Source organism: Kitasatospora sp. NPDC001660 (assembly GCF_053596725.1).
The window spans coordinates 91,525-114,931 of the sequence record NZ_JBSFGU010000014.1; the positions used below are offsets into that span (position 1 = coordinate 91,525).

Consider the following 23,407-nt stretch of genomic DNA (forward strand, 5'->3'; position numbering starts at 1 on the left):
CGGCGGGAGGACGCGAGCCGGACACCCACGGTTCATGTGATCCATCCCACAGTTTGGGCGGGTCCGTCACCGTCCTGTGACCTCTAGGCTTGCGTAGGGAAGTTGGCAGTCTCAAGCACCCCCGGGCCCCGCCCAGGACATGGTGACGGGCCCGAGGGAGTTGGTGCGGTGCGCAACCGTCGACGCTGGAAGCGTGTACTGATCGGCGTGTTCGCGGGTTTCGCGGTCCTCGCCGACGCCGGCGCCTCGGCCGCCGCGGCGGCCGCCTCCACCGAGCAGCTGGCGATCACCACGCCCCCGGCCGGCAGCACCGCCTGGGTCCAGGACCACTCCTTCGGCCGCGGCCTGCCCGACCCGGCCACCACCAGCCCGGCCGCCGCCGCCGAGTTCTTCGCCTCGCTGGCCCCCACCGAGCTCGACCGGCTGATCCAGCAGTACCCGCTGGTCGTCGGCAACTTCGACGGCGCCCCGCTCGACCTGCGCTACCGCGCCAACCGGATCGCGCTGGCCGACGAGCGCGACGCCGCCCGCGCCCGCGCGAACGACCCGAAGCTCGACTCCGACACCCGCGCGCTGGCCGTCTCCCGCGCCAACGACGTCGAGCACCTGCTCACCCCCGACCGCCAGATCCTCGCCTTCGACCCGCGCGGCCGCGGCCTGGTCACCGAGGTGTGGGGCGACCTCGCCGACGCCGAGCGGGTCTCCGTCCTGGTGCCCGGCTCGGACGCCGACCTCGGCCACTTCGACCAGAGCGCCGACCCGCTGCGCTCCCCCGCCGGCATGGCCCGCGCCCTGTACGCCGAGGAGCACAGGCAGGCCCCGAACACCCGCACCGCGGTGATCGCCTGGACCGGCTACGTCACCCCCTCCGGCCTCGGCCCGGACGCCGTCACCTCCCGCCTCGCCGACATCGGCGCGCCCCGGCTGCAGCGCCTGCTCGCCGGGCTCAAGGAGACCACCCGCCCGGACGCGCCGCCGTCCCTGCTCTGCCACTCGTACGGATCCGTGGTCTGCGGCGACGCCGCCCCCGAGATCCCGCGCGCCGCGGCCTCGCCGTCCGACACCTCCGGCATCACCGACATGATGGTGTTCGGCAGCCCCGGCATGGGCGTGCAGAGCACCAGCGAACTGGGCACCGGCGTGAAGGTCTGGGCCACCCGCAACCCGAGCGACTGGATCGCCAACGTCCCGTACCTGGAGGTCGGCGGCCTCGGCCACGGCGCCGACCCGACGTCCTCCGGCTTCGGTGCCGAGGAGATCTCCTCGGCCCGCGCGGCCGGCCACAACGGCTACTTCGCCGAGGGCACCGACAGCCTGCACAACTTCGCCGCGATCTCGCTCGGCCACGACAAGGACGTCGTCCTGCGGCCCCAGTCCGACTCCTGATCCCCGCAGGACACGCCTAGTCCTGGTACAGCCGCAAGGCCTCCGCCGCCGCCCGGGCCAGCTCCCGGCGGGCGGCGGGCGGGGACAGCACCTCGGCGTCCGGGCCGAAGGCGAGCAGCGCGCGGACGGCGGCCGGCGAGGGGAAGACCATCGCCAGCTCGACCCACTCCTCGGCCGGTCCGGCGCCCGCCTCCGGCGGCTGCGCGGTGACCCGGCCGCCGTGGACGCGGACGAACGTGTCCAGCCGCCCGCGCCGCACCCGCACCCGGACCGGCAGCTCCTTCGGCAGCCGCTCCACGTGCTCGCGCAGCACCGCCCACACGTCGCCGAGCCCCACCCCGGGCCGGCGGCGCACCGGCTCCTCGGCGGTCTCGGCGGCCAGCACCCGGTCGGCCCGGAACAGCCGGGGTTCGCCGTTCAGGTCGGCCACCAGGTACCAGAGCGCGGCCCGGGCCACCAGCCCGTACGGGTCGACGGTGTACTCCACCGGCACCGGCGTGCCGCCGTGCCGGTAGCGCAGCCGCAGCCGCCGGTCGGCGAAGACGGCGTACTGCAGCTCGCCCAGGTCCGGACCGGCGGCCCCCGCAGCGCCCGGCAGCCAGCGCGGCGGATCGACCAGGACGCGCTCGCCGCCCCGCTCGACGGCCGGGCGCTGCGGGGCGGGCGGCGCGGCCATCACCTTGCGCAGCGCCGAGCCGAGCGCGCCGTCCAGCGCGAGCTCGCCGTGCACGCCCCGCGCGGACAGCACGAGCAGCGCGCGGGCCTCGTCGACGGTCAGGCCGCCGACGTCGACGCGGTGGCCGGGCAGCAGGCTGATGCCGCCGTGCCGGCCGCGCTCGCTGGACACCGGGACACCGACCGCGGCGAGCGACTCCACGTCGCGGTAGATGGTGCGGACGGACACCTCCAGACGCTCCGCCAGTTCGGTGGCGGGCACCCGGCCGCGGGTCTGGAGCAGCAGGAGGATCGAGAGCAGCCGGTCGGCCTTCATGGCAGCAGAATCGCAGCAATCCTGACGGTCATTGTCAGGTTTTACCGGGAGATTGCGTTCAACGCGAACTCCCGTTCGAACAGCCGATGTTGATGCCACGTAGGCGCCCGGCCCGGGGAACGGCGAGCTCCCCGGGCCGGACGAGAACGGGCACAAGGGCCGCTACTCGCGCCCGACCTGGGTGAACGCCATGTCCGCGTAGCGGTCCCCGGCCACCTCGCCGGACACCGGCTCCAGCAGTGCCAGCTCCTCCACCGTCAGCTCCAGCGTCGCGGCGGCGGTGTTCTCCGCGAGCCGGCTGCGCTTGCGCGTGCCCGGGATCGGCACGACGGTGAGCCCGTGCACCTGCGCCCGCCGGTGCACCCAGGCCAGCGCGACCTGGGCCGGTGTCACCCCGCGCTCCGCCGCGATCCGCCGGAGCGGCTCCAGCAGATCCCCGTTGGCCGCCGCGTTGGCGCCGGTGAAGCGCGGCTGGGTGCGCCGGACGTCGTCCGCCGCGAGCTGCTCGGCGCTCTGGAACGAGCCGGTCAGGAAGCCCCGGCCGAGCGGCGAGTAGGGCACGAACGCGACGCCCAGCTCGGCCGCGACCGGCACCGCCGAGCGCTCGACGTCGCGGGCGAACACCGACCACTCGGACTGCAGCGCGGCGATCGGGTGGACCGCGTGCGCCTCGCGCAGCTCGGCCCCGGTCACCTCGGAGAGCCCGAGGTGGCGCACCTTGCCGGCCTGCACCAGCTCGGCCATGGCGCCGACCGATTCGGCCAGCGGCACGGCCGGGTCGCGGCGGTGCATGTAGTAGACGTCGATGACGTCCACGCCGAGCCGGCGCAGCGACGCGTCGACGGCGGCGCGGATGTACGCCGGGTCGTTGTTGATGCCGCGGCGGCCCGGGTCGTCCTCGTCGCGCTCGATGGCGAACTTGGTGGCGAGCACCACCCGGTCGCGGTTGGCGCGGACGAAGGGGCCGATCAGCTCCTCGTTGCGGCCGAAGCCGTAGGCGTCGGCGGTGTCGAACAGGGTGACGCCGGCTGCCAGGGCGGCGTCCAGGGTGGCGAGCGCCTCGGCCGCGTCGGTCGGGCCGTAGAACTCGCTCATGCCCATGCAGCCGAGGCCCTGGACGCCCACGAGCGGGCCGTCGATGCCGAGTCGGGCGGTGGGGAGTGCGGGGTGCGTCATGCGCGCTGCTCTTCCTCTGCTCGGTAGTACTGGCACTGGACCGGGGCGCCGGTGGCGTCGGCGATCTTCCCGGCATAGAGATCGATCTTGTAGTCGAGCACGGCGAGGGTGGTCTGGAGGTCGGCGATCCGCTGCCGGACCTCCTCGCGCTGGGCCTCCAGCAGCTGCCGTCGCCCCTCGTAGGTCCGCTCGCCCTCGCGGGCCATGTCGACGTACGTGAGCATGTCCGCCACCGACATGCCGGTCAGCCGCAGCCGCCCGAGGAAGGCCAGCCGGTGCAGGTCGGCGTCGCAGTAGCGGCGCTGGCCGCCGACCGCGCGGTCGACCGGGTCGAGCAGGCCGATCCGCTCGTACCAGCGCAGGGTGTGGGTGGTGAGGCCGCTGGCCGCGGACACCTCGCTGATGGTGTGCCGCGGGGTCCGGTCCGGATCGCCGACCGGCCGGTCGAACACGTCGGAGCAGCTCCGCAGATCGACCTCGACGGGCGCGAGTGTTGCCATGATCGGTTCCCCCTGTGCTGTCCGATGACGATGACGCTACCGAGTTGGAGTGCACTCCAAGCAAGCCTCCCATCCGGGTGGTCCCGCCACCCGGATTTCCGCCGACTAGAGTCGGCCCCATGGAGAGCTTGCGGATGATCGAGAACTGGCCCGCCCCCCACGCCGCCGCGGCGGTGGTCCGGGGATCGGACGGAGCGGTGCTGGGCGCGCACGGGCCGCAGCAGCACCTCTTCCCGCTGGCGTCGGTGACCAAGCTGCTCACCTCCTACGCCGCGCTGGTCGCACTGGAGGAGGGCGTCTTCGAGCTGGACGACCCGGCCGGGCCGCCCGGTTCGACCGTCCGCCACCTGCTCGCCCACACCTCCGGCCTGGGCTTCGACGAGGACCGGGTGTTCGCCGAGCCGGGCAACCGCCGCCTCTACTCCAACGCCGGTTTCGACGCGCTGGCCCGCACCCTCGCCACGGCCGCCGGGATCGAGTTCTCCCGGTACGCCGCCGAGGCGGTGTTCGAACCGCTGGGCATGCACGACACCCTGATCAACACCGCCCACAAGTCCCCGGCCGGTGCCGGCGGCCTGTCCACCGTCGCCGACCTGACCCGGTTCGCCGCCGAGCTGCAGTCCCCCAAGCTGCTCGACCCGTCCACCGTCCGCCGGGCCACCCGCGAGGTCGCCTTCCCCGGCACCAGCGGCGTGCTGCCCGGCTTCGGCCACCGCCGCCCGAACGACTGGGGCCTCGGCTTCGAGATCCGCGACGACAAGGCGCCGCACTGGACGGGCACCGCCAACTCCCCCGCCACCTTCGGCCACTTCGGCCAGTCCGGCACCTTCCTGTGGGTCGACCCGGCGGCCGGGATCGCCTGCATCGCGCTCACCGACCGGGACTTCGGCCCGTGGGCGGCCGAGGTGTGGCCGCAGCTGTCCGACGCGGTGCTGGCCGACTTGAACAACCAGTAGCCCGGCCGGCTAGCCGTACGAGACCGGCGAGTGCATCTCCCACAGCAGGAGTTCGGCGCCGGTCTCGCCGGCCGCCGGGTCGGCGAACGCGTCACCGGTGATCCGCACGCTGTCCCCCGGCGCCATCGACCGCCCCTCGCCCTTGGGGCCCGGCACCGTCCGGTAGCCGAGCGCGCCGGCCGTCAGGTGCGCGTACCGCCAGGCGGCGGCGGGCAGTTGGGGCAGCGGCTGCCACGGTCCCGCGGTCGCCAGCCAGAGCGCCGCGTCGCTGCGCCGCAGCCGCAGGGCGCCCGTCCCGGCGTCGCGCTCCAGCCCGGAGGCCAGCAGCGTCAGCCCGCCCTCGGCCGGTTCCACCCGGCGCAGCCCGTACGCCGGGGGCGCATCGAACGCGTCCGGCTGGAGCCACATCTGGACGAACCGGACCGGGCCCCCGGCCCCGCCGACGTTGCGCTCGGTGTGGGTCACGCCGGAGCCCGCGCTCAGGTGCTGGATCATCCCCGGACGCACCACCCCGCCGTGGCCGTGGGAGTCCCGGTGGGCCAGCGCGCCCTCCAGGACCCACGTGAGGATCTCGGTGTCCCGGTGCTTGTGCTCGTCGAACCCGGCGCCGGGGGCGAGGAGTTCCTCGTTGCACGCGAGCAGCGCGCCGAAGTGGGTGTTCTTCGGGTCGTAGTGCCCCGAGAAGGAGAACGCGTGCCTGGTCTCGATGCCCTCGGCCGGGGTGGAGAGGTAGCGCTCGGCGGTGCGGCGGTGGTCCGCGCGGGGGCGGGCGGGGGCGTCGGTCACGGCCCCACCGTAGCGGCGGTGCAGGAACGCGACGACCTCGACGGGGGGTGTGTGCACGAGCAGTCACTCACGTGAGGCAGTCTTGTCCTTGTGCCAGCCGCTTCCTCAGACGCCACGAGCGAACCCACCGAGAATCCCGGGCCCGCGCAGAACGGGACGGCCACGGCCCCCGCGACGGGCCGCGACCGCCCCGGCCGCTCCGCGCCCCGCCTGACCCCGCAGGAGCGCAGAAACGCCGCCGATCGCGCCGAGCGCCGGGCCGCGACGCTCAAGCGGCTGGAGAAGTCCTCGGGCAAGCTGGCCAGCGCCGCGATCGCGCGGATGGACGACCAGCTCGGCTGGTACCGGCGGATGCCGCCGGAGCACCGCTCCTGGATCGGCCTGGTCGCCCAGGCCGGCATCGCCGCCTTCACCGAGTGGTACCGCCAGCCGGAGGCCGCGCAGGCGATCTCCACCGACGTCTTCGGCACCGCCCCGCGCGAGCTGACCAGGGCGATCACGCTGCGCCAGACCGTCGAGCTGATCCGCACCACGATCGAGGTGATGGAGGAGGCCATCGAGGAGGTGGCCGCCCCCGGCGACGAGGCGGACATGCGCGAGTCCGTGCTGGTCTACGCCCGGGAGATCGCCTTCGCCACCGCCCAGGTCTACGCCCAGGCGGCCGAGGCGCGCGGGGCCTGGGACGCCCGGCTGGAGGCGCTGGTCGTCAACTCGCTGCTCTCCGGTGACGCGGACGAGGGAGTGCTCTCCCGGGCCGCGGCGCTCGGCTGGGGCCAGCCGAGCCAGGTCCGGGTGGTGATGGGCAGCGCCCCGGACGGCGACAGCGAGCTGGTCGTCGAGGCGATCCGCCGGGCCGCCCGGTACGCCAAGCTGAACGTGCTGACCGGCGTCCTGGGCAAGCGCCTGGTGGTCGTGGTGGGTGGCGACAAGGAGCCGGTGCACGCGGCCCGGGCGCTGATCGGCCAGTTCGCGCCCGGCCCGGTGGTGGTCGGCCCGACCGTGCCGGACCTGCTCTCGGCGACCCGCTCGGCGCACGCCGCCGCGGCCGGCCTGCGGGCCTGCGCTGCCTGGCCGGACGCCCCCCGCCCGGTACTGGCCGACGACCTCCTGCCCGAACGCGCGCTCGCCGGCGACGAGGCGGCCCGCCGCCAGCTGGTGGAGGAGATCTACACACCGCTCGACGAGGCGGGCTCGGCACTGCTGGAGACGCTGAGCGTCTACCTCGAACAGGCCTCCTCGCTGGAGGGTGCGGCCCGGATGCTCTTCGTCCACCCCAACACGGTGCGCTACCGGCTCCGACGTGTGACCGACGTCACGGGCTACGCGCCCTCCGACGTGCGGTCGGCGTTCACGCTGCGGATCGCGCTGGCCCTCGGCCGACTCGCAGCCGTCGGTGAGCAGGGTTGACCAGGATGTAGGGAACTTACAATCCCGGATGGTTTTCTTCGTTACCGTCGCCTACCCGCCCCCGGGCGCCTGGCGAGAGAGGGTTGAACCGTGCTCGTAATCGTCGCCCCTGGACAGGGTGCCCAGACCCCCGGTTTCCTCAGCCCGTGGCTGGAGCTCGACGGTGTCACCGACCGCCTCAGCGGCTGGTCGGAGGTCGCCGGACTCGACCTCCTCCACGCCGGTACCGAGGCCTCCGCGGAGGAGATCAAGGACACCGCCGTCGCCCAGCCGCTGCTGGTCGCCGCCGGCCTGGTCACCGCCCGTGCGCTCTTCCCCGACGAGGCCGCCGCCCGCACCCTGGTGGGCGCCGTGGCCGGCCACAGCGTTGGTGAGATCACTGCCGCCGCCGGTGCCGGGGTGCTCAGCGCGCACGACGCGCTGGCCTTCGTCCGGGAGCGCAGCCGGGCGATGGCCGAGGCCGCCGCCGTCACCGAGACCGGCATGACCGCCGTCCTCGGCGGCGACCCGGAGGCCGTCGCGGCCAAGCTGGCCGAGCACGGCCTGACCCCGGCCAACAACAACGGCGGCGGCCAGATCGTCGCCGCCGGCACGCTCGCCCAGCTGGAGGCGCTGAAGGCGGACCCGCCGACCGGCGCCCGGCTGATCCCGCTGAAGGTGGCGGGCGCCTTCCACACCGAGCACATGGCCCCGGGCGTCGAACGGCTGGCGAAGCTGGCCCCGACGCTGGAGGTGGCCGACCCGCAGGTGCGCTACGTCTCCAACCGCGACGGCGGCGTGGTCGCTTCGGGCGCCGAGGTGCTGAGCCGCCTGGTGTCGCAGGTCTCCAACCCGGTCCGCTGGGACCTGTGCATGGAGACCCTCGCCGAGCTGGGCGCGACCGCCGTGATCGAGCTGGCCCCCGCGGGCACGCTCACCGGGCTGGTCAAGCGCAACCTCAAGGGTGTGGCGACGCTTGCCCTCAAGACCCCCGCCGACCTCGACAAGGCCCGTGAGCTGATCGTGGAACACGGCGGTAAGGACCAGGAGAACAAGGCATGAGCAAGCCGCAGATCCGTCCGTCGACCGGGGCCCGGTACTCACGCATCCACGGTGTCGGCGGCTACCGCCCCGTCCGGGTGATCCCGAACGCCGAGGTGCTGGAGTGGATCGAGTCCTCGGACGAGTGGATCCGCACCCGCAGCGGCATCGCCGAGCGCCGTTGGGCCGGCCCGGAGGAGACCGTCGCCGAGATGTCGGTGCAGGCCGCCGGCAAGGCCATCGCCCAGGCCGGGATCACCCCCGACCAGATCGGCGGCGTCATCGTCGCGACCGTCTCGCACCTCAAGCAGACCCCCGCCATCGCCACCGAGATCGCCGAGCGCCTGGGCTGCGGCACCGCCCCGGCCTTCGACATCTCGGCCGCCTGCGCCGGCTTCGGCTACGGCCTGGGCCTGGCCGACGGCATGATCCGCGGCGGCAGTGCCGAGTACGTGCTGGTGATCGGCGTCGAGCGGCTGAGCGACCTGACCGACCAGTCGGACCGCTCGACCGCGTTCATCTTCGGCGACGGCGCCGGCGCCGCGATCGTCGGCCCCTCCGACACCCCCGGCATCGGCAAGCTGATCTGGGGCTCGGACGGCTCGCAGAAGGACGTCATCTCGCAGACCCAGGCCTGGGACACCGCGTTCGCCAAGCCCGGCGCCGTCAACGGGCCGGGTGAACACCCGGAGCGGGGGGTCACGTGGCCGGCCCTGCGGATGGAGGGCCAGACGGTCTTCCGCTGGGCCGTCTGGGAGATGGCCAAGGTGGCCCAGCAGGCGCTGGACGCCGCCGGGATCACCGCCGACCAGCTCGGCGCCTTCATCCCGCACCAGGCCAACATGCGCATCACCGATGCCATGATCAAGGCCCTCAAGCTGCCCGACTCGGTGCCGGTCGCCCGCGACATCACCGAGACCGGGAACACCTCCGCGGCCTCCATCCCGCTGGCGATGGAACGCATGCTGGAGAGCGGCGAGGCCCAGAGCGGAGACCTCGCGCTGATCATCGGGTTCGGGGCGGGTCTCGTGTACGCCGCGGCAGTCGTTACGCTCCCCTAGGCGCGTTTCGCCCCACTCATCCGCAAGCCTGCGTCCGTCCGCCGGGCGGACGCGTTCAACACCGAAGAGGAGCAGCCAGTATGGCTACCAAGGACGAGGTCCTGGAAGGTCTCGCCGAGATCGTCAACGAGATCGCCGGCATCCCGACCGAGGACGTCCAGCTCGACAAGTCCTTCACCGACGACCTGGACGTCGACTCGCTGTCCATGGTCGAGGTCGTCGTGGCCGCCGAGGAGCGCTTCGACGTCAAGATCCCGGACGACGAGGTCAAGAACCTGAAGACCGTCGGCGACGCCGTCGAGTACATCCTCACCAACGCCTGAGCGTTCGCGTGACCGTCGGCCGGCTCGTCCGAGTCGGCCGACCCGCCGGCCGGGCCGCCTTCCACCGGCGCCCGGCCGGGCCAAAACCCCCCGGCTCGCCGCCGACCCCGCACCAACCGTGAGAGAAGAAGAGACCAGTGACCGCTGAAAACCGTACCGTGGTCGTCACGGGTATCGGCGCCTTCACGCCGCTGGGCGGCGACGCCGCCACCACCTGGGAGAACCTGGTGGCGGGCCGTTCCGGAGTGGCGGCCCTGACCGAGGAGTGGGCCGCGGAGCTGCCGGTCCGCATCGCCGCCCGCACCGCGGTCGACCCGGGCGAGATCCTGCCCCGTCCGCTCGCCCGCCGGCTGGACCGCTCCGCGCAGTTCGCGCTGATCGCCGCCCGCGAGGCCTGGGCCGACGCCGGCTACGAGACCCCGGCCACTGACGAGTCCTCCAAGCTCGCGCCCGAGCGCCTCGGCGCCGTCATCGCCTCCGGCATCGGCGGCGTGACCACCCTCCTCGACCAGTACGACGTGCTGAAGGAGAAGGGCGCCCGCAAGGTCTCCCCGCACACCGTTCCGATGCTGATGCCCAACTCCCCGGCGGCCAACGTCGGTCTGGAGGTCGGCGCCCGCGCGGGTGTGCACACCCCCGTCTCCGCCTGCGCCTCCGGCGCCGAGGCGATCGGCTACGCGATCGAGATGATCCGCAGCGGCCGCGCCGACGTCGTGGTGGCCGGCGGCACCGAGGCCGCGGTCCACCCGCTGCCGATCGCCGCGTTCGCCAACATGATGGCGATGTCCAAGAACAACGACGAGCCCGAGCGCGCCTCGCGCCCGTACGACAAGGCCCGCGACGGCTTCGTGCTCGGCGAGGGCGCCGGCGTGGTCGTGCTGGAGTCGGTCGAGCACGCCGAGGCCCGCGGGGCCCGGATCTACTGCGAGGCCGTGGGCCAGGGCCTGTCCTCGGACGCCCACCACATCGCGCAGCCCGAGCCGACCGGTGCCGGTGTGGCCCGCGCGCTGGCCGACCTGTTCGAGCGCAACACCCTCGACAAGGCCGAGATCGTGCACGTCAACGCGCACGCCACCTCGACCCCGCAGGGCGACACCGCCGAGCTGAAGGCGCTGCGCAAGGAGCTCGGCGAGCACCTCGACCACATCGCCGTCTCGGCCACCAAGTCGATGACCGGTCACCTGCTGGGCGGCGCCGGCGGCATCGAGACCGTCGCCACCGTGCTGGCGCTGTACAACCGGGTCGCCCCGCCGACCATCAACGTCGAGGAACTCGACGACGACGTGGACGCGGACATCGTGCGCGGCGAGGCCCGCCCGCTGCCCGAGGGCCGGATCGCGGCGCTGAACAACTCGTTCGGCTTCGGCGGCCACAACGTGGTGCTGGCCTTCCGCACCCGCTAGTCACACCCGTACGACGAAGGGGCCGGCGCTCTCCGTGAGCGCCGGCCCCTTCGTCGTACCGGTCGTACGCGTCCGCCCGCCGGTTCAGACCACCTGGTGCAGCCAGCGCACCGGCGCGCCCTCACCGGCGTAGCGGAACGGCTCCAGCTCGTCGTCCCAGGGCTTGCCGAGCAGCCGGGAAATCTCGGCCTCCAGGTCGGCCCCCTCGCTGCGGGCGCGCAGCAGGACGGCGCGCAACCGGTCCTCGGGGATCAGGATGTCCCCGTGGATGCCCGTGACGGCGTGGAAGATGCCGAGCGAGGGCGTGCTGCTGTAGCGCTCGCCCTCCGCCGTGGCGCAGGGTTCGCTGGTGACCTCGTACCGCATCAGCTGCCAGCCGCGCAGCGCGGAGGCGAGCTTCGAGGCCGCGCCGGGCTCGCCCTGCCAGGAGAGCTCGGCGCGCCAGTGCCCGGGCGAGGCCGGCTGGCGGATCCAGTCCAGGCTCACCCGCACACCGAGCACCCCTGCGACGGCCCACTCGACGTGCGGGCACAGCGCGCGGGGCGCGGAGTGGATGTAGAGAACTCCACGTGTCGTCACCGGGACCTCCAGGCTGTGGACGAGGGTCGCCTTCCCCAGCTGCCTCGTGCCTGCAGTTGATCCACAGTCACCCACGTTAGCTGACATTAAGTCACTAAATTGAGCAAAACGGACAGGCTTTCGCTCAATGCTAGTCGAATCCTCAAGGAGGTCTACCCCTCGGCCGGATCTCTCCCCCGAACGGCCCCATCGCCAGGGGGACCACCGTACCGCGCCGCCCAGCAGGATGGCTGACACACTTTCGGATCCAGCCCGGAATGGGGTAGTGCGGCCGGCCCTCCCGCGCCGTGCGTGCAAACCACCCCGCACGCCTGGCAGGCGGCGGGGTGGCCAGCTTCTATGACGATCGGTCAGCCATCCAGGCGGATGACCATCTTGCCGGTGTTGACGCCGCGCAGCAGGTCGAGGAAGGCCTCGGCCGCGTTCTCGAAACCGTCCACCACGGTTTCCTCGGACCGGAGGTCACCGGCCGCGAGCCAGCCGGCGACCTCGGCGACGAACTGCGGCTGGAGCGCGGCGTGGTCGCCGACCAGCATGCCCTCCAGGCGCAGCCGCTTGCCGATCGCGAGCGCGAGGTTGCGCGGGGCGGCGGGCGCGGTGGTCTCGTTGTACTGGGCGATCGCGCCGCAGAGCACCACGCGGCCGTGCACGCCGAGCGCGCCGATCGCGGCCTCCAGGTGGTCGCCGCCGACGTTGTCGAAGTACAGGTCGATGCCCTCCGGGGCGGCCTTCGCGAGCTGCTCGGCGACCGGGCCGTCCTTGTAGTTGAAGGCGGCGTCGAAGCCGTACTCGTCCACCAGCTTGGCGACCTTCTCCGCGGAGCCGGCCGAACCGACCACCAGGGAGGCGCCCTTGAGCCTGGCGATCTGGCCGACCATCGAGCCGACCGCGCCGGCCGCGCCGGAGACGAAGACCTTGTCGCCCTCCTTGAGCCCGCCCACGGCGAGCAGGCCGGCGTAGGCGGTCAGGCCGGGCATGCCGAGGACGCCGAGGTAGGCGGAGAGCGGCGCGGCGGAGGCGTCGACCCTGACCGCGCGCCTGGCGTCGAGGGTCGCGTACTCGCGCCAGCCGAGGCCGTGCAGCACGGCGTCGCCCGGGGCGAAGCCCTCGGCCTCGGAGGCGACCACGTAGCCGACGGCGCCGCCGTCCATGGCCTCGCCGAGCAGATACGGGGGCACGTAGGACTTCACGTCGTTCATCCGGCCGCGCATGTACGGGTCGACCGAGAGGAAGGCGTTGCGGACCAGGATCTCGCCCGGGCCCGGGGTGCGGACCGGGGCCTCGACGAGGGCGAAGTCGGTCGGGACCGGCCAGCCCTGCGGGCGGGCGGCGAGGTGCCATTCACGGGCGGTGGCGGGCGGTGCCTGCTCTGCCATCGGGTAGCTCCTTGTGCTGATCGGCGGTGTCTTGATCGGCGGTGTCTCACACCTGAAAGGTTGAGCGAATGAAGTAACGATGGACATGAAAGGTTCAGGTTGTCAACTTTTCAGGTAGACTGTGCCCATGGACACGCAGCCCACCGCGGCCGCCACGCCGCAGCAGCCCGACGAGATCACCCGCGAGGTCGTCGACCTCATGGCCAACCTGGTCGCGCTCTTCCACCGCGAGTACGAGGAAGCCGCGGCCGCCCGGTCGCTGACCGGCGCCCAGGCCAAGGTGCTCGCCCTCCTGCGGCGCGGGCCGATGCCGATGCGACAGATCGCCCAGACGCTCAGCTGTGAGCCGTCCAACATCACCGGCATCGTCGACCGCCTGGAGTCACGCGGCTTCGTCACCCGGGAGGCCGACCGGCAGGACCGCCGGGTCAAGCTGGTCGCCGCCACCGACAACGGCGCGGCCGCCTCCGAGGAACTGCGTGAGTCGCTGAACTTCGCCCGCGAGCCGCTGGCCGCGCTCGGCCCGGACGAGCGGACCGTCCTGCGCGACCTGCTCCGGCGGATGCTCACGGGCGCCTCCGGCCCCGGGGCGTGACCAGCATCACAGGCCCGGGGGGCGAACCAGGGGCTCCACGGAGGTAACCGAACACCCTCCCGAAACGTCTAACGTTCGAACGCCGAACAGTGACAGACGAAGACGGGGGGACCGCGACGATGAGCAGCAGCTCGCCCAGGCGGCGTTTCCTGCGGACCGCCATCGGCCTGGCCGCCGTCCTGGTGCTGTCCGTGGTGGGTGCCGGCGCCTGGTTCTACCACCGGCTCGACCACAACATCACCACCTTCGACGCGGGCGGCGTCGCCACCGAGCGCCCGCCCGCCCCCGTGCCGGCCACCCCGGGCGCCCAGGTGCCGGTCAACGTCCTGCTGCTCGGCTCGGACACCCGGGACGACGGCAACAACTCGCTCGGCGGCGGCGACCCGGGCGTCGGCAACTCGGACACCGCGATCCTGGTGCACGTCTACGCCGACCACAAGCACGCCGTCGGCGTCTCGATACCCCGGGACACCCTGGTCACCATCCCCTCCTGCAAGCTGCAGGACGGCAGTTGGACCAGGCCGAGGACCGACCAGATGTTCAACTCCGCGTTCAGCGTGGGCCAGCTCCCCAAGGGGAACCCGGCCTGCACGCAGAACACCGTGGAGGCCCTGACCGGGCTGCGGGTCGACCACACCGTCGTCGTCGACTTCAAGGGCGCCGCCGCGATGACCGAGGCCATCGGCGGCGTGGACGCCTGTGTGCCGAACGACGTCGACCAGTACGGAATCCACCTCAAGAAGGGCCTGCAGAAGCTCTCCGGGCAGTCCGCGGTGGACTACCTGCGGGCGCGCCACGGCATCGGCGACAGCTCCGACATAGGCCGGATGAGGCGCCAGCAGGCCTTCCTCTCCTCGATGATCAAGAAGGTCCAGGGCCAGGGCTTCTCGCTGCCCACCCTGCTGCCGCTGGCCGACGCGGCCACCAGGTCGCTCACCGTGGACGAGGGGCTCGGCACCGCGATGAAGCTCGTGGACTTCGCCCGGTCCGTCCAGGACATCAAGCTCTCCGACGTCACCTTCGTCACCGCGCCCTGGCGCTTCGCCGGGGAGCGCGTCCGGCTGGTGCAGCCGGACGCCGACACCCTGTGGAAGCTGCTGAAGGAGGACCGCACCCTGGACGGGCAGGGCACCGCCGGAACGAGCGCGGCCACCGCCTCCGCGAGCCCCAGCGCGACGGCGCCCGCCTCGGCCGGGCCCCTCGCGCCCGAGCAGGCCGCGGCTCCGGTCGTCGTGGTCAACGGGGTCGGCACCTCGGGGCTGGCCGGCTCCGGCGCGGAGGCGCTCAAGGCGCGCGGCTTCCAGAACGTCACGCTCGGCGCGAACGACCCCGGCCGACAGACCACCGCGATCTCCTACGACCCGACGCTGAAGGCCGCCGCCGACCAGGTGGCCGCGCTCTTCCCCGGGGCCCGCGCGGTCGAGGAGCCGGGCAGCGGGGCGATCACCGTCACCCTCGGCCGCGACTACCAGCCGGCCGGCACCCGGATCGACTCCGTGGACGCGGGCCCGAGCCCCACGGCGCCGGTGCCGAGCGGGGTCCCGACGGGCATAGCGGAGAACGAGCGGAACGCCGACACCGACCCCTGCGCGAACCTGACCTTCGGCTGATCAGACCGGGTCCGGCAGGCCCGTGACGACCGCCGTGAGGCGGGTGCCGCGGGGGAACTCCCCCGCGGCGGCGAGGTCGTGGAGCGCCGCCAGGAGCTTCGCGACGTACCGGCGCTCCAGCGCGATGCCGTGCTGCCGCTCGAACCGCTCGGCAAAGGCGTCGAGTTCGGGCGGCACCCGGCCGTAGCCGCCGCCGTGGTGGGCGTGGTGGATCCGCCAGTTGCCGAACTCCCGCCCGTACGCGGCCCGGTGGAGCCGCGCGACCTCGTCCTCCAGGTAGCCCTCGCCGCCGCGCAGCACCGCCACGCCGAGCGCCCTGGCCCCGGCCGGCAGGCCGGCCGCGATCCCGGCCAGGGTGCCGCCGGTGCCGACCGGGCAGCAGACGACGTCGCGGGCGCCGAGGCCGGTCAGCTCGGCCGGGATCGCCGCCGCGCCGATCGCGGCGAGCGCGTTGGAACCGCCCTCGGGGAGCACCAGGCAGGGGCCCCAGCGCCGTTGGAGCGCTGCCGGCTCGTCCGGCCCTTCCGCGCCGCCCGTCCCGCTCCGGCCGGTCACCTCGCGGTACTCCGCGCGGGAGAGGAAGGCGAGCTCCATCCCGGCCGCCTCGGCCGCCCGCAGCGACCAGTTGCGCGGGCGGTCCGCCAGCTCGTCGCCGCGGACGAGCCCGACGCTCTCCAGCCCCAGCGCCGCGGCGGCCACCGCGACCGCGCGCAGGTGCGTGGAGTACGCTCCGCCGAAGGTGAGCAGCCGGGTGCGGCCCTGCTCGACGGCCGCCGTCAGGTTGGGCGCGAGCTTGCGCCACTTGTTGCCGGGGACGGTCGGGTGCAGGAGGTCGTCGCGCTTGAGCCGCAGCTCCACCCCGGCCCGGGCGAGCGCCGCGTCGGTGCAGTCCACCAGCGGGGTCGGCAGCAGGGCGGGTTCCAGCACCCCGCCAGGCTACCTGGGCGGCGTCGGGGTGAGCAGACCCAGGTTGAAGGCGGCGGCGACGGCGGACGCGCGGTCCTTGACGTCGAGCTTGGTGTAGATGTGGATCAGGTGGGTCTTCACGGTGGCCTCGCTGATGAACAGCCGGGCCGCGGCCTCCCGGTTGGTCGCGCCGGAGGCGACCAGCTCCAGCACCTCCACCTCACGCGGGCTGAGCGCCTCCCGGACCGGCTCGCGGACCTGGCCGAGCAGCTTCGCGGCGACCGTCGGCGCGATCACCGAGGCGCCGCGGGCGGCCTCCCGCACGGCGTGGAAGAGCTCGCCCCTGGCCGCGTCCTTGAGCAGGTAGCCGGTGGCACCGGCCCGGACGGCGGGCAGCACGTCCGCGTCGGTGTCGTACGTCGTGAGCACCAGCACCCGGCCGGGCAGGCCGCGTTCGGCCATCGTGCGGATCGTCGTGACGCCGTCCATCCGCGGCATCCGCAGGTCCATCAGTACGACGTCCGGGCGCAGCGCGGCGATCAGCGGCAGCGCCTCGGCGCCGTCCCCGGCCTCGCCGACCACCTCGAAGCCGGGGGCGGCGGTGAACATGCCGCGCAGCCCGTCCCGGACCACCGGGTGGTCGTCGACCAGCAGCAGTCTGATCGGAGTGTCGTCCATCGCCTCTCCACTCATCTCCGGGGCCTCATTCCTCGATGCCGATCGCCGGCAGGGTCGCGGTCACCGTGGTGCCGGCGCCAGGTTCGGTCTCCAGGTCGAGGCGGCCGGCCAGGCGCTCGGCGCGGCGGCGCATCACGGCGAGACCGTAGCCGCCGCCGGTGGCCCGGGAGGCCGGTTCGGCGGCCGGGTCGAAGCCGACACCGTCGTCCCGGACGTCCAGGGTGACCAGGCCGGGCATGTACGAGAGGGTCAGCCCGACCCGGCTCGCCCGCGCGTACTTGGCCGCGTTGGCGAGCGACTCCTGGGCGATCCGCAGCAGCGTCACCTCGACCTCGGGGTGCAGCGGGCGGGCCTCGCCGGTGACGGTCAGCCCGGCGGCGGCGCCGTTGCGCTCCTGCCACTGCTCGACCAGCTCGGCCAGCGCCTCCGGCAGGGCGGCCCGTTCCAGCTCCAGCGGGCGCAGCGCGTGGACGGCCCGGCGGGCCTGGGTCAGGCTCTCGCGGGCGAGGGCGGCGGCGTTGTCGAGGTGGCGCTGCCACTGCTCGACCGGGGTGGCCTGCTCGCGGGCCTGGTCGGCGGCCTGGAGCTGGGTGACGATGCCGGCCAGGCCCTGGGCGACGGTGTCGTGCAGCTCGCGGGCGAGCCGGCGGCGCTCGTCGGCGGCCCCGGCCTCGCGGGCCTGGACCAGGAGCTGGGCGTGCAGTCCGGCGTTCTCGGCGAGCATCTCGGTCAGCAGCCGGTTGGCCTCGGCGAGTTCGGCGTTGGCGGCCTTGCGGCGCAGGCTGAGCCGGTCGGTGACCTCGCTGAGCGCGAGGATCACGCCGACCACCACCAGGTTGAAGGCCATGACCGCCAGGAGCCCGCCCACCTGGGCGGCACTGGACGGCAGCACCCCGCCGGTCTGCGAGAGCGCGCTCGGCACGGTGGTGGCCGCGGCGCCGGCCACCCGGGCCCGGCCGCGCAGGTACTGGGCGGCGTGCAGGTAGCCGGTGAAGGCGAAGAAGCCGAAGTACGGGTTGTCCAGCACCAGGACGGTGATCAGGACCACCAGGACGGTGAAGTGCGCCCCGGCCCAGCGGGCGCGGCCGTCCGGTCCCGGCCGGCGGTCGAGGGCGGAGCGCAGCACCAGCCAGAGGAACGCGGCGGCCGCCGCCGGGAGGGTGGCGGCGGCGGAACGCGCGGTCGGGACGGGGACCAGGAGGGCCAGCGCGAGGGCGATCAGCAGGGCGACGTAGCAGAGCGGGCCGATCGCCCGGTCCAGGCGGTGCTGCCAGTCGCCGAGGGTTCTCTCGTCCGCGGCCCCCTCCTTGATCATTCCCACCGGAACAGCTTGGCAGCCGCGCCGCCCGCGAGCACCGCGTAGGCGGCGAGTGTGAGCAGGCCCACGGCGTGCGGGAAGTGTCCGTTCCAGGAGTCCTGGAGGGTCTGGACGGCGGCGCCGCTCGGGGTGAGGTCGCCGATCCGGTTCAGCAGCGCGGGCGACATGTCGCGCGGCAGCCAGATCCCGGAGAAGAACATCATCGGGAAGAACGCGAGCGCGCCGGCCGCGTTCCCGGCCTTGGCGGACGGGACGAACGCGGCGATCAGCAGGCCGACGGACATCATCGCGGCGGCGGCGAGCACGAACGCCAGCAGGAAGCCCAGGGGCCGGCGCGGCAGCGGGACCCCGAAGGCGAGCCCGCCGAGGACGACCAGCAGCACCGAGACGGTGGCGATGCCGACGTACATCGGCACGAGCGCGCCGAACAGCAGTCCCGGGCGGACCGGGCTGGCCGACATCCGGCGCAGCACGCCGCGCTCGCGGTAGGCGGAGAGCAGCGACGGCAGGCCGTTGAGGCCGAGCAGCAGCAGGGTGAAGACGGCGAGGATCGGCGCGTACAGCTGGATGGTGCTCATGCCGTGCAGGTCGGGCGAGGTCCGGCGCAGGGCCGGGATGCAGCCCAGGACGATCAGCAGCAGGACCGGGAAGGCCAGGCTGAAGAAGGCGGTCAGCGGGTCGCGGAGGAACAGGCGGGCCTCGACGGTGGCCAGGCGGCGGACGGCGTGGACGGTGCGGTTCATGGCGGTGTGTCCTTACGGGGTGTCGGCGGGTCAGGACTCGTGGCGGGTCAGGGCCAGGTAGGCGTCGTCGAGGCTGTGCTCGCGGATCCGCAGGCCGGTGACGACGATGCCCTCGCGGGCGAGCAGGCCGGTGACCTCGTCGGCGAAGTCCCCGGTGCCGGTGACCTCGATCCGGCCGTCCCGCTCCTCGACCGCGGTGACCCCGGGCAGGGCGGCCAGCCGGGCGGTGTCCAGCGGCGCGGTGGGACAAAAGCCCAGCGTGCCTCCGGTGCCGGAGCGGGCGACCAGCTCGGCCGGGGTGCCGGCGGCGACGATCCGCCCGCCGTCCAGGACGGCGGCCCGGTCGCAGAGCGCCTCGACCTCGTCCATGAAGTGCGAGACCAGCACGACCGTCACACCGTTGTCGCGGATCCGGCGGACCAGCTCCCAGGTGTCCCGGCGGCCCTGCGGGTCGAGCGCGGTGGTCAGCTCGTCCAGGAACGCCACCTCCGGGTCGCCGACCAGGGCGAGGGCGATGAACAGCCGCTGGCGCTGGCCGCCGGAGAGCTTGTCGAAGGGCGTGCGGACCTCGCCGGCCAGCCCCCACTCGTCGAGCAGCTCGCGCGGGTCCCGCGGCTTCGGGTAGAGGGCGGCGTACAGCTCCAGCGCCTCGCCGACCCGCAACGCGCCCTGCAGCTGGGCCTGCTGGAGCTGGATGCCGATCCGGGGACGCAGCCGGTGCGCGTCCCGGACCGGGTCCAGGCCGAGCACCCGGACGGTCCCGGCGTCGGCCCGGCGCAGGCCCTCGCAGCACTCGACGGCGGTGGTCTTGCCGGCGCCGTTCGGGCCCAGCAGGCCGAACACCTCGCCGCGCTCGACGGTGAAGGACACGTCCTCCAGCACCTGGCGCCGCCCGTACGCCTTCCGCAGGCCCGCCACCTCGATCACGGCCATCGTGCCGCTCCCTCCCGTTCGTCCCGGGTGCTCCCCGGCTCACAACGAGCTTCCCGCGCGGGGACCTTGCGGCGGATCGACCGGCCGGTCGGACCGGCCGGTCGATGCGGTGGAGCGCCGGTCAACCGATCGGTGGATGCCGGATGGGCGGTGCGGGCGGACAGCACGAAGCCCGGGCGCCGTCGTGGGCGACCGGGCTCGGGGTGCGGTCGGATCAGGCCGTGGCGCCGTCCGCGCCGCGGGCGGCGGCGATGGCCCGGCGCAGTGCGCGCGGGACGGGTCCGGCGGCAGGAGCCAGCTTCTGGATCCGGACCCGGTACTCGCGGCTCCGGCGCCACGTCAGGGCCGTGCTCAGCCGGGCCGCGTAGACCAGCGCGACCAGGGCGGCGTCCGCCGGGTCGACCCGGCTCAGCGGCGCGCTCAGCGCCGACGTGACGGCCGCCGCCAGTACCTTGCGCGCGCCGGGCTCCCGCAGCGTGACGCGCCTGCCGGGGAAGATCCCGAGGATCCGGTGCTCCTCGACCCGGATCCGGCCGGCCTCGGCGAGCCCGTCGCGGACCACGCGGGTCGCGCGGCCGGCCGGGCCCAGGCGCCGGCCGATCCAGTGCTGCCAGCTGCGCCGCCGTCCTTCGCGGATCTGCTCCAGCAGCACGGCGGAGAGCGGGTCGAGGCCGTCGGCCGCGGCGCCCTCGACGGCGGCGGGGTGCCGGCCGTCGTCGCGGATCAGCCCGCGCCGCAGCAGTTCGACGAGGGCCGCCGCCCGCAGCACGAGATCGAGCCTCGCGGTGGCGGTCAGGCGCTCGCGCTCGGGGTGGTAGGCGAGCAGGTACAGCTTCTCCGGCAGGGCCGTGGGCACGTCCATGGTGGACTCCAAGCTGAGGACGGTGTGGTGGTGTGCCGCCCGGTCAATCGGCGTCGGGACCGCCGTTCTCCGGGCTCTCCTTGGGCGGTCGGCCGCGCCGGGGAAGCGTTGCCGCACCGCTGGGCATCCGTCCCGCGTCGGTGAGGGCGCGGCGGAGCAGGAACTCGATCTGTGCATTCGCGCTGCGCAGTTCGTCCGCCGCCCACCGGGCCAGCGCGTCGTGCACCGCCGGGTCCAGACGCAGCAGGATCTTCTTCCGCTCGGTCGCCAACGCCGCGCCGCTCCTTACTGGTAGAGGGAGCCCGTGTTCACGACCGGCTGGGTGCCGCGGTCGCCGCAGAGCACCACGAGGAGGTTGCTCACCATGGCCGCCTTGCGCTCCTCGTCCAGTTCGACGACGTCGCGCTCGGCCAGCCGGTCCAGGGCCTCCTCGACCATACCGACGGCGCCCTCGACGATCAGGCGGCGCGCGGCCACCACGGCCCCGGCCTGCTGGCGCTGGAGCATCACCTGGGCGACCTCGGGCGCGTACGCGAGCCGGGTGATCCGGGACTCGACGACCCGGACGCCGGCCGACACGACCCGGGCGGCGATCTCGGCGGAGAGCTTGCGGGTGATCTCGTCGGCGCCGTCGCGCAGCGACAACTGGCCCTCGTGGTGGGCGTCGTAGGGGTAGCTGCTGGCGATGTGCCGGACGGCGGTCTCGGTCTGGATGGCGACGAAGTCGGTGTAGTCGTCGACCTCGAACACGGCCTTGGCGGTGTCCTCGACCTGCCAGACCACGACGGCGGCCATCTCGATCGGGTTGCCGTCCGCGTCGTTGACCTTGCTGGTCTCGGTCTCGTGGTTGCGGATCCGGGTGGAGATCCGGCGGCGGCTGGTGAACGGGTTCAGCCAGCTCAGGCCCTCGGCACGGACGGTGCCGCGGTAGTTGCCGAGCAGCTGGACCACCCGGGCCTCGCCGGGCGAGACCACGGTCAGGCCGCAGAGCAGCAGCAGGGCGGCCAGGGCGAGCACCGGCCCGGCGATCACCAGGGCGATGCCGAGGCCCCTGGTGCCACCGGCGATCTGCACACCGCCGGCGATGACCGTGCCGACCCCCGCGACCAGCCCGAGCAGGCCGCCCGCGAGCATCGGCAGGCCGGAGCGGGCGGTGATGAGGCGTTCGGTGATCTTGGGGACCGGCAGGTCCAGGGCAGGGCCGTCTTCGTCGTCGACGGGAATGTGCGATGTGGTCATCGGACCGACTCCTCCAGCGAGTGATTCCGCCTAGCAATCAAAGTGATATCACTTTTAGCGCACGAGGACCAGGGCTCGACACGGAACGGGGAAGTCGGACGGGCCTCGGCGGCCCCACGGTCTTCGGGGTCGGCAGGGTCGGCAGGGTCGGCGGTCATCAGCGCTGCTCAGGCGCTCCACACGTCAGCCGGATGTTCGCGGATGCTCCCAAGCGGGTGAACTTCGGCGTGTAATCACCGCCGGACGGTCGCCGTTCGCCTACAGTTCTCGCAGGTCAGCGACCCCACAGCCCGATGGCCGGGTCGATCGGAGTGGGGCGGGTGGGACTCGAACCCACGACCAAGGGATTATGAGTCCCCTGCTCTAACCGGCTGAGCTACCGCCCCGGTTCGCCGCGCGCGCCGGTCGTCGGCCACGGCAGCAGCAGACGGCCCCGCAAGGCCGTCCCGGGCAGCATAGCCGGTCGATCACCCGTGGTGCGCGCCGGGGGCGCACATGGGATGCGCGGGCGTGCGCGCCTCTCCGGGCGGACCGGCCGGGTTGGCACACCCGGCGGCGGGCGGGCAGCCTGGGCGGGTGACGACGCGCGAGGCGGGAGTGGCGGCGGGCACCGTGCTGGTGCTGCTGGCGGCGGGCTGCACGACCGCCGCGCGCCCCGGCGCCGGCACCCCGACCGCCAGCTCGGCCCCCGCCTCGCCCGCCGCCTCGGGCGACACCCACGGCTGGAGCCGGCAACGGCTCAAGGGCGCGATCGCCAAGTACACCGGGGTCACCCGCACCGCCAAGCCCACCGTGCTCAACGGCCTGGTCGGCGCCGTCTTCACGCGCAACGCCAGCGGCGACCACTTCTGCACCGCCAGCGTGGTCGACAGCGCCGCGCTGAACCTCATCGTCACCGCCGCGCACTGCGTCTGGGACCCGAAGCTCGGCCGGCGCAGCGACCTGGTCTTCGTCCCCGGCTACCGCAACGGCGACACCCCGAGCGGCATCTGGCCGCTGGTGGCCGTCACCGTCGACGACGGCTGGAAGGACCACGCCGACCCGGACGCGGACGTCGCCTTCGCGGTCGTCCAGGCGCAGAACGGACAGCAGGTGCAGCAGGTGCTCGGCGCCAACAAACTGGGCGTCAACCGCGGCTTCCGGCTCCCCGTGCGGGTCACCGGCTACCCCGGCACCAGCGACGTCCCGATCACGTGTGCCAACAACACCACCGAGCAGAGCCCCACCCAGCTGCGGATCGACTGCCCCGACTACACCGGCGGCACCAGCGGCAGCCCGTGGGTCACCGACTTCGACCCGAGCACCAGGACCGGCACCGTGGTCGGCGTCATCGGCGGCTACCAGGAGGGCGGCGACAGCCCCGACACCTCGTACAGCAGCTACTTCGGCGACCGCATCCAGGCGCTCTACGACCGCGCGACCCAGTAGCGATCCGGTGGCGGTCCGGTGGCGACCCAGCGGCCCGGCCGGGGCGGACACCGCCGCCGCAGTGTGATCGAACGACCGGCAGTGGCGCTGCCGCGCGCGGCCTGGTATGTCTTCCTCACGAACGGCGGATC

24 protein-coding genes and 1 tRNA gene are annotated in these 23,407 nt (G+C 73.6%); 10 read left to right on the forward strand and 15 right to left on the reverse strand.

Translation table 11 applies throughout. The features are described from left to right. Positions 1-168: 168 nt before the first annotated feature. On the forward strand, positions 169-1,386 hold the full coding sequence (locus tag ACWCXH_RS17715; RefSeq protein WP_449802333.1) for an alpha/beta hydrolase: 1,218 nt from the start codon (positions 169-171) through the stop codon (positions 1,384-1,386). A 16-nt stretch (positions 1,387-1,402) separates the two neighbouring features. On the opposite strand, the gene ACWCXH_RS17720 is transcribed toward ACWCXH_RS17715, so the two are convergent. The 3 genes from ACWCXH_RS17720 to ACWCXH_RS17730 all read right to left on the reverse strand — a co-directional run bounded on the left by ACWCXH_RS17720 (position 1,403) and on the right by ACWCXH_RS17730 (position 4,053). Continuing rightward, positions 1,403-2,377, reverse strand: a complete 975-nt coding sequence (locus tag ACWCXH_RS17720; protein ID WP_449802334.1) for a helix-turn-helix transcriptional regulator — start codon at positions 2,375-2,377, stop codon at positions 1,403-1,405. Between the two features lie 162 nt (positions 2,378-2,539). Continuing rightward, positions 2,540-3,553 carry an aldo/keto reductase gene (locus tag ACWCXH_RS17725; RefSeq protein WP_449802335.1) on the reverse strand — a complete coding sequence of 338 codons (1,014 nt, stop codon included), beginning with the start codon at positions 3,551-3,553 and terminating at the stop codon, positions 2,540-2,542. After that, entirely contained in the window at positions 3,550-4,053 is a 504-nt protein-coding gene (locus tag ACWCXH_RS17730) for a MerR family transcriptional regulator (RefSeq protein WP_449802336.1), read from the reverse strand. Before ACWCXH_RS17730 ends, ACWCXH_RS17725 begins: the two co-directional genes overlap by 4 nt. A 119-nt stretch (positions 4,054-4,172) precedes the next feature. On the opposite strand from ACWCXH_RS17730, the gene ACWCXH_RS17735 reads away from it, so the two are divergent. Then, entirely contained in the window at positions 4,173-5,009 is an 837-nt protein-coding gene (locus ACWCXH_RS17735; protein ID WP_449802337.1) for a serine hydrolase domain-containing protein, read from the forward strand. 9 nt (positions 5,010-5,018) lie between these two features. On the opposite strand, the gene ACWCXH_RS17740 is transcribed toward ACWCXH_RS17735, so the two are convergent. Beyond that, positions 5,019-5,852 carry a pirin family protein gene (locus tag ACWCXH_RS17740; protein ID WP_449802338.1) on the reverse strand — a complete coding sequence of 278 codons (834 nt, stop codon included), beginning with the start codon at positions 5,850-5,852 and terminating at the stop codon, positions 5,019-5,021. A 153-nt stretch (positions 5,853-6,005) separates the two neighbouring features. Between ACWCXH_RS17740 and ACWCXH_RS17745 the strand changes: the two genes are divergently transcribed. From ACWCXH_RS17745 to fabF, 5 genes are all read left to right on the forward strand, one after another. After that, on the forward strand, positions 6,006-7,202 hold the full coding sequence (locus ACWCXH_RS17745; protein WP_449802419.1) for a PucR family transcriptional regulator: 1,197 nt from the start codon (positions 6,006-6,008) through the stop codon (positions 7,200-7,202). Between the two features lie 90 nt (positions 7,203-7,292). Continuing rightward, positions 7,293-8,243 carry an ACP S-malonyltransferase gene (locus ACWCXH_RS17750; protein WP_449802339.1) on the forward strand — a complete coding sequence of 317 codons (951 nt, stop codon included), beginning with the start codon at positions 7,293-7,295 and terminating at the stop codon, positions 8,241-8,243. Continuing rightward, entirely contained in the window at positions 8,240-9,283 is a 1,044-nt protein-coding gene (locus tag ACWCXH_RS17755) for a beta-ketoacyl-ACP synthase III (protein WP_449802340.1), read from the forward strand. Before ACWCXH_RS17750 ends, ACWCXH_RS17755 begins: the two co-directional genes overlap by 4 nt. An 80-nt stretch (positions 9,284-9,363) precedes the next feature. After that, positions 9,364-9,606, forward strand: coding sequence for an acyl carrier protein (locus tag ACWCXH_RS17760; RefSeq protein WP_359969677.1), 243 nt, complete (start codon positions 9,364-9,366; stop codon positions 9,604-9,606). 137 nt (positions 9,607-9,743) lie between these two features. Beyond that, a complete protein-coding gene (gene fabF / locus ACWCXH_RS17765; protein WP_449802341.1) occupies positions 9,744-11,009 on the forward strand; it encodes a beta-ketoacyl-ACP synthase II in 1,266 nt (421 codons plus the stop codon). Between the two features lie 84 nt (positions 11,010-11,093). Here the strand turns inward: fabF and ACWCXH_RS17770 are convergent, their stop codons facing one another. Beyond that, positions 11,094-11,588, reverse strand: a complete 495-nt coding sequence (locus tag ACWCXH_RS17770; RefSeq protein ID WP_449802342.1) for a DUF3145 domain-containing protein — start codon at positions 11,586-11,588, stop codon at positions 11,094-11,096. Positions 11,589-11,938: 350 nt separating this feature from the next. Next, positions 11,939-12,964 carry an NADP-dependent oxidoreductase gene (locus tag ACWCXH_RS17775; protein ID WP_449802343.1) on the reverse strand — a complete coding sequence of 342 codons (1,026 nt, stop codon included), beginning with the start codon at positions 12,962-12,964 and terminating at the stop codon, positions 11,939-11,941. A 127-nt stretch (positions 12,965-13,091) separates the two neighbouring features. Here ACWCXH_RS17775 and ACWCXH_RS17780 point away from each other — a divergent pair, with 127 nt between their 5' ends. Both ACWCXH_RS17780 and ACWCXH_RS17785 read left to right on the forward strand, forming a co-directional pair. Then, positions 13,092-13,559 (forward strand): MarR family winged helix-turn-helix transcriptional regulator, encoded by a 468-nt coding sequence (locus ACWCXH_RS17780; protein WP_449802344.1) that lies wholly within the window; start codon positions 13,092-13,094, stop codon positions 13,557-13,559. A gap of 119 nt (positions 13,560-13,678) precedes the next feature. After that, complete coding sequence (locus ACWCXH_RS17785) at positions 13,679-15,169, forward strand: LCP family protein (protein ID WP_449802345.1); 1,491 nt, start codon at positions 13,679-13,681, stop codon at positions 15,167-15,169. Here the strand turns inward: ACWCXH_RS17785 and ACWCXH_RS17790 are convergent, their stop codons facing one another. The 9 genes from ACWCXH_RS17790 to ACWCXH_RS17830 form a co-directional block, all read right to left on the reverse strand. Next, positions 15,170-16,096, reverse strand: coding sequence for a 1-aminocyclopropane-1-carboxylate deaminase/D-cysteine desulfhydrase (locus ACWCXH_RS17790; RefSeq protein ID WP_449802346.1), 927 nt, complete (start codon positions 16,094-16,096; stop codon positions 15,170-15,172). It lies immediately after the preceding gene. Between the two features lie 9 nt (positions 16,097-16,105). Continuing rightward, entirely contained in the window at positions 16,106-16,753 is a 648-nt protein-coding gene (locus ACWCXH_RS17795) for a response regulator (RefSeq protein WP_449802347.1), read from the reverse strand. A 25-nt stretch (positions 16,754-16,778) separates the two neighbouring features. Then, on the reverse strand, positions 16,779-18,068 hold the full coding sequence (locus ACWCXH_RS17800) for a sensor histidine kinase (RefSeq protein ID WP_449802420.1): 1,290 nt from the start codon (positions 18,066-18,068) through the stop codon (positions 16,779-16,781). Then, positions 18,065-18,814, reverse strand: a complete 750-nt coding sequence (locus tag ACWCXH_RS17805; protein ID WP_449802348.1) for an ABC transporter permease — start codon at positions 18,812-18,814, stop codon at positions 18,065-18,067. The genes ACWCXH_RS17800 and ACWCXH_RS17805 overlap by 4 nt, the downstream gene beginning before the upstream one ends. A gap of 30 nt (positions 18,815-18,844) precedes the next feature. Beyond that, positions 18,845-19,747 (reverse strand): ABC transporter ATP-binding protein, encoded by a 903-nt coding sequence (locus ACWCXH_RS17810; RefSeq protein ID WP_449802349.1) that lies wholly within the window; start codon positions 19,745-19,747, stop codon positions 18,845-18,847. Positions 19,748-19,961: 214 nt separating this feature from the next. Then, on the reverse strand, positions 19,962-20,609 hold the full coding sequence (locus ACWCXH_RS17815) for a GOLPH3/VPS74 family protein (RefSeq protein WP_449802350.1): 648 nt from the start codon (positions 20,607-20,609) through the stop codon (positions 19,962-19,964). A gap of 43 nt (positions 20,610-20,652) precedes the next feature. After that, positions 20,653-20,880: a hypothetical protein gene (locus tag ACWCXH_RS17820; RefSeq protein ID WP_449802351.1), complete on the reverse strand. Its 228-nt coding sequence runs from the start codon at positions 20,878-20,880 to the stop codon at positions 20,653-20,655. Between the two features lie 14 nt (positions 20,881-20,894). Beyond that, positions 20,895-21,848: an SPFH domain-containing protein gene (locus ACWCXH_RS17825; RefSeq protein WP_449802352.1), complete on the reverse strand. Its 954-nt coding sequence runs from the start codon at positions 21,846-21,848 to the stop codon at positions 20,895-20,897. 312 nt (positions 21,849-22,160) lie between these two features. After that, a tRNA-Ile gene (locus ACWCXH_RS17830) sits at positions 22,161-22,234 on the reverse strand. Between the two features lie 190 nt (positions 22,235-22,424). Between ACWCXH_RS17830 and ACWCXH_RS17835 the strand changes: the two genes are divergently transcribed. Then, a complete protein-coding gene (locus ACWCXH_RS17835) occupies positions 22,425-23,276 on the forward strand; it encodes a trypsin-like serine peptidase (RefSeq protein WP_449802353.1) in 852 nt (283 codons plus the stop codon). Positions 23,277-23,407: the final 131 nt, after the last annotated feature.

Excerpts from the sequence above, each read along its gene's own strand:
- ACWCXH_RS17720 (WP_449802334.1), bottom strand. The coding sequence starts at position 2,377 with ATGAAGGCCGACCGGCTGCTCTCGATCCTCCTGCTGCTCCAGACCCGC.
- ACWCXH_RS17725 (WP_449802335.1), bottom strand. The coding sequence starts at position 3,553 with ATGACGCACCCCGCACTCCCCACCGCCCGACTCGGCATCGACGGCCCG.
- ACWCXH_RS17730 (WP_449802336.1), bottom strand. The coding sequence starts at position 4,053 with ATGGCAACACTCGCGCCCGTCGAGGTCGATCTGCGGAGCTGCTCCGAC.
- ACWCXH_RS17735 (WP_449802337.1), top strand. The coding sequence starts at position 4,173 with ATGGAGAGCTTGCGGATGATCGAGAACTGGCCCGCCCCCCACGCCGCC.
- ACWCXH_RS17755 (WP_449802340.1), top strand. The coding sequence starts at position 8,240 with ATGAGCAAGCCGCAGATCCGTCCGTCGACCGGGGCCCGGTACTCACGC.
- ACWCXH_RS17760 (WP_359969677.1), top strand. The coding sequence starts at position 9,364 with ATGGCTACCAAGGACGAGGTCCTGGAAGGTCTCGCCGAGATCGTCAAC.
- ACWCXH_RS17775 (WP_449802343.1), bottom strand. The coding sequence starts at position 12,964 with ATGGCAGAGCAGGCACCGCCCGCCACCGCCCGTGAATGGCACCTCGCC.
- ACWCXH_RS17780 (WP_449802344.1), top strand. The coding sequence starts at position 13,092 with ATGGACACGCAGCCCACCGCGGCCGCCACGCCGCAGCAGCCCGACGAG.
- ACWCXH_RS17785 (WP_449802345.1), top strand. The coding sequence starts at position 13,679 with ATGAGCAGCAGCTCGCCCAGGCGGCGTTTCCTGCGGACCGCCATCGGC.
- ACWCXH_RS17795 (WP_449802347.1), bottom strand. The coding sequence starts at position 16,753 with ATGGACGACACTCCGATCAGACTGCTGCTGGTCGACGACCACCCGGTG.
- ACWCXH_RS17800 (WP_449802420.1), bottom strand. The coding sequence starts at position 18,068 with ATGATCAAGGAGGGGGCCGCGGACGAGAGAACCCTCGGCGACTGGCAG.
- ACWCXH_RS17805 (WP_449802348.1), bottom strand. The coding sequence starts at position 18,814 with ATGAACCGCACCGTCCACGCCGTCCGCCGCCTGGCCACCGTCGAGGCC.
- ACWCXH_RS17810 (WP_449802349.1), bottom strand. The coding sequence starts at position 19,747 with ATGGCCGTGATCGAGGTGGCGGGCCTGCGGAAGGCGTACGGGCGGCGC.
- ACWCXH_RS17815 (WP_449802350.1), bottom strand. The coding sequence starts at position 20,609 with ATGGACGTGCCCACGGCCCTGCCGGAGAAGCTGTACCTGCTCGCCTAC.
- ACWCXH_RS17825 (WP_449802352.1), bottom strand. The coding sequence starts at position 21,848 with ATGACCACATCGCACATTCCCGTCGACGACGAAGACGGCCCTGCCCTG.